General features: G+C 45.9%; 4 protein-coding genes. 3 read left to right on the top strand and 1 reads right to left on the bottom strand.

Annotated elements, in window-relative coordinates:
- Positions 1-513: recombinase family protein (locus IPZ49_RS22660; protein WP_193762884.1), on the bottom strand; the 513-nt coding region annotated here is incomplete at its 3' end.
- Between the two features lie 223 nt (positions 514-736).
- Between IPZ49_RS22660 and IPZ49_RS22655 the strand changes: the two genes are divergently transcribed.
- The 3 genes from IPZ49_RS22655 to IPZ49_RS22645 form a co-directional block, all read left to right on the top strand.
- Positions 737-1,657, top strand: a complete 921-nt coding sequence (locus IPZ49_RS22655) for a hypothetical protein (RefSeq protein WP_063146725.1) — start codon at positions 737-739, stop codon at positions 1,655-1,657.
- A gap of 1,192 nt (positions 1,658-2,849) precedes the next feature.
- Positions 2,850-3,182: an NIPSNAP family protein gene (locus IPZ49_RS22650; protein WP_038424120.1), complete on the top strand. Its 333-nt coding sequence runs from the start codon at positions 2,850-2,852 to the stop codon at positions 3,180-3,182.
- A gap of 269 nt (positions 3,183-3,451) precedes the next feature.
- The coding region (locus tag IPZ49_RS22645) for a TIGR04141 family sporadically distributed protein (protein WP_193762883.1) at positions 3,452-3,823 on the top strand (372 nt) is incomplete at its 3' end.

Here is a 3,823-nt window from a genome sequence, read left to right as displayed (position 1 = left end):
CGCTAACGCACTGATACTAGTTCCGCTATTCTTTTTCTCTATAATCGCCCTACGGGCTTCTGGTGCGATTTTAGAAGGTCTGCCCAACTTCTTGCCTTCAGCTTTTGCTCGTGACAGCCCCGCTTGAGTTCGTTCAATCAAAAGATCGCGCTCCATCTCTGCAACCGCTGCCAGCATTGACAGCAGAAGCTTACCCGCAGCGGAGGTGAGCTCAGTCGTGCCAAGCTGGTGGACAATAACCTTAATATTTCGGTCAGCCAACGTCCTGACAGTTTGCAGAACGTCAATCGCATCACGTCCCAGACGGTCTAGTTTCGCAACTACCAACGTTTCACCATCGCGGATCTTGCTGAGCATTTCAGAAAACTCTTTACGTTGCACCGCCGGAACCTTCCCGCTAACAACATCAGTAAACCAAAAGTCGAACGTCCACCCAGCTTGTTCAAGTTCCAGACGCTGGTTCTCAGTATCCTGCTGCGATGTCGAAACACGCCCGTAGCCAAAAATCGCCATTCTCAACACCTCTCAATACCTGTCAGAAAACGGTGTCAACAATAGGACGCCTGCCAGCAATTGCCAAGGCTAATTTTTCAACATCCCGGAAGATACCTGCGAAGAGGTGCCAGAAAACGGTCGTTTGTTGGCACTCCGGATCTGTTTATACATACAGCAGAGCGTTGCCGCGGAAAACCGGATGGCATAACATGAAATTCTCTGGGCCAAAAAAGGAACAAAAATGATTGCTCTCAACACAGTCAAGGGAATCATTGAGATCAGCAGTTGGCGTGATATCGTTGAGCGCCCGCATTTTCGCTCAAACATCAACCCTACAAACGTTGACCTTAAAGAGATCATCGGTAGCTACCAATTTCCAGAAGATGTTCCGTGTGGACTCACAACATGTCATCAACCGCATAAACGTGGTTATATCGTAGTGACAAAAGAAGGTTACGAAACCAACATCGGAAAAGATTGTGGCAAAAACTACTTTTCCGTAGATTTCGTCGAAATGAAGACGCGGTTTGATCGAGATGTTAAAACCTCACTACAACGCGACAACGTCCGCAAGGCAAAAGAAACTGCATCACAACTCCTTGAGCATGTCGAGGGATTACGGAAACAGCCTAAAGGGGCTGATTGGATCTACTCTCGTATTGAGAGACTCCGTAATCGCGGTGTAATTGGTGAGGCAGCGGCTAACGAAATTCGTAAAATGCTTAAGGAGAGACGTAAAGAGCTACTCTCTTCTCGTCTTGCATCGAAAGAAGAAAGAGAGCGGGATTTTTCCATGAATCCGTCTTTGGAGGATAAATTTCGTGGCCAACCTTATTACATTACTATCGTTACAGGCTCGATTAACCACCTCGAAGCAATGTCTAAAGACAATGATCTCAAAGAACTACTGATCCGTAGCGTTACACAAACACTAAGGCAATTAATAGATTGTGATGTCGATAATTTGAAGTCTCGTGAACTTGCACAATTGTCCAAAGAAGCAAGCAACATTCAAGCAAAAATTAACATGGCCCAAGAGATCATACCGCTTGCACAAAAATTACTGACAGCTTCAAATCTTGAGCCGCTTGCCTTTTGGGTGGAAGAACATCATGGAGAACGAGCAGCGGCCCCCTTTAAACGCTTTATTGAACAACTCTAAACAAGATAACGCTCTTGCACTGAAGCCTCAAAATGTTACTATCAGTATACATTTTGGGGTTTTGGTATACAGACGCTTACCCAAAATGGCGTATCAACAAGGCTCTACAACTAGCGGAGCCGGGGTTTAAAGCGGGCGCACCGTTACCCACTGGTCTGGTTCCGAAAGGCGGCGTATGCCAGGGTGCGTGAGGTTGTGTAAGGTGCTGAGTCTTGGACTTGCACAGCCAATAAGAATAGTGAGTTATCATGTTTTGCAAAGGGTTTACGTCGTGAGCCCTTTTTAAAGCAGAGTAGCTCACATCGCCGATCCAAGCAGGGACCCGGAGAAGAGGTTAAAACTCTGGAAGCCTGATTAGCCAAGTGCCTCACTGCAACTCATCGCATTGGCCCTTAGGGCTAGTTTTGCTCCCCAGAAAAGAGGTTTATAAAACATATAAAAACAAAACAAGAAGTTAAGAAGAAAAACAACTCAAGAACCACGTTCTTGTTGTCTTGAAGTTTTAGCTTAGAACTCACCAGATCCCCCAACCCACACGACAAAAGCTACCGGAAAAATTATCGCGCCGAAAAGTGGATCTCCTAGGTTTGCCAGCCCCCCTTTCAGGCATTGCGTCCAAAAACTTCGGCGGTTGCAGGCTTTTCCTTATAGAGGCAAACACCCTCCAAAGTTAAGCGGCGCGGTAAAGCTAAAGCTCACCCAGATTTCTCATTGATTGCTCGATCTCCGCTACCCACTGCTCAGGGCAAGGATAAACCCGGCTTTCGGTGTCAATGCGGTTTGGAGATACGCGGCGGGTTAGCCCATGCAATGACTTTACATGCGCTATCCAACATGTTTTGACTGTTCTCCCCGTTCGGGATTTAACATCATCGGCAATCTGCCGGTAAGTCGCCATAAACGTCCGTGCTCCTCAGGTTGTTAAAATGTTCCGAAGGTGGCTACTTGTTGAAGGTTACATCTGATTCATCTAGCTGCACCAGTCGAGCTACGAAAGAGCTGCGAATTCCGCACCATGATTTCCACTACCCTTGATAAAAAACTCGCCAGTGAGCCTTACAGCGCGTTTGAACCGCATATCGCGGCTTCTGCTCACGGATGGCTGTCTGATTAGCGGTAGCTTCATGGCCCAGTCCGGTTTACTTTATTGTTATCAACTAAGATACGCCCAAGGGCGACACGGAGATAACGCTTGAGAACCGTCGAAATACTGCAATACACCTTACGCAAAGGCAGCGGTGCCACTTTTCACGCCATCATGCAGGAAATCAGCGTTCCCCTTCACCAACGCCACGGGATCGATGTTGTTTCGTTTGGCAACTCGCTTCATGACCCGGATTACTACTACCTCATTCGCACCTTTGACAGCGCTGAAAAAATGGCTGCGGTGCTCAATGCTTTTTATGCAAGTGATGACTGGCGCAGCGGCCCACGCGAAGACATTATTCGCAGCATCGAAACCAGCATTAAAACAGTGATGAATCTACCATCAGAAAGCGTGGAAGGTCTGCGGTTGCAATCATAGGTTACATAGCTTCACCAGACGCGTTTTGAGCGTCTCCAAATTTGGCACTATGAAATACACTACTTTTAAAGAAAAACCGCGCAGAGAGCATCCTGGTGCTCTTGAAACAATACTTCAGTTAGTGACCGCCTCTATGACTCAGTGGGTTAGCATAGTCACCAGTAGGCGGTATGTTTGACCTATATCACGATTAGTATGAGTAAAAATGTAAACTTTTCTCAAATACAAGTAACTTCATAACTGCTTACCTCTCAAAGGGCTGAAATGATATGAAAACAAGGTCTTTTTCTATTTTTTTGCTTAAAGCAGGCTACAACGCACAGAACTCCCTCAAGCCAGATCATCAACTTCTCGATGACTTTCAGGCTCAAAACCTCCCACAGGGTGCAAGTTTATTTATTTCTGACAGATTTAAAACAACTCCTTGGTGGGTGAATTACTTCTCAATTGGCGGGAATTTAGAACAAGAAAGTAAGGGAGCGTTAATTTTTCTTCCAGTAAGAGATCGATGTTTCGCACTAACTTTTGGGCACATTTATCACAATCTACGCGATGTTTCCTATGAGTATGACTTTGGTCTTAAAGTAACATTAAACAGCCTTGAACCTAAAGAGTTAAAAAGTGCTGACATAGTGGATCCT

Source organism: Enterobacter cloacae complex sp. S2 (genome assembly GCF_015159675.1).
In the GTDB taxonomy this organism is placed as follows: Bacteria; Pseudomonadota; Gammaproteobacteria; order Enterobacterales; family Enterobacteriaceae; genus Enterobacter; species Enterobacter intestinihominis.
The sequence above is the reverse complement of the archived record's forward strand: the minus strand, read 5'-3'. Positions and strand labels throughout refer to the sequence as shown.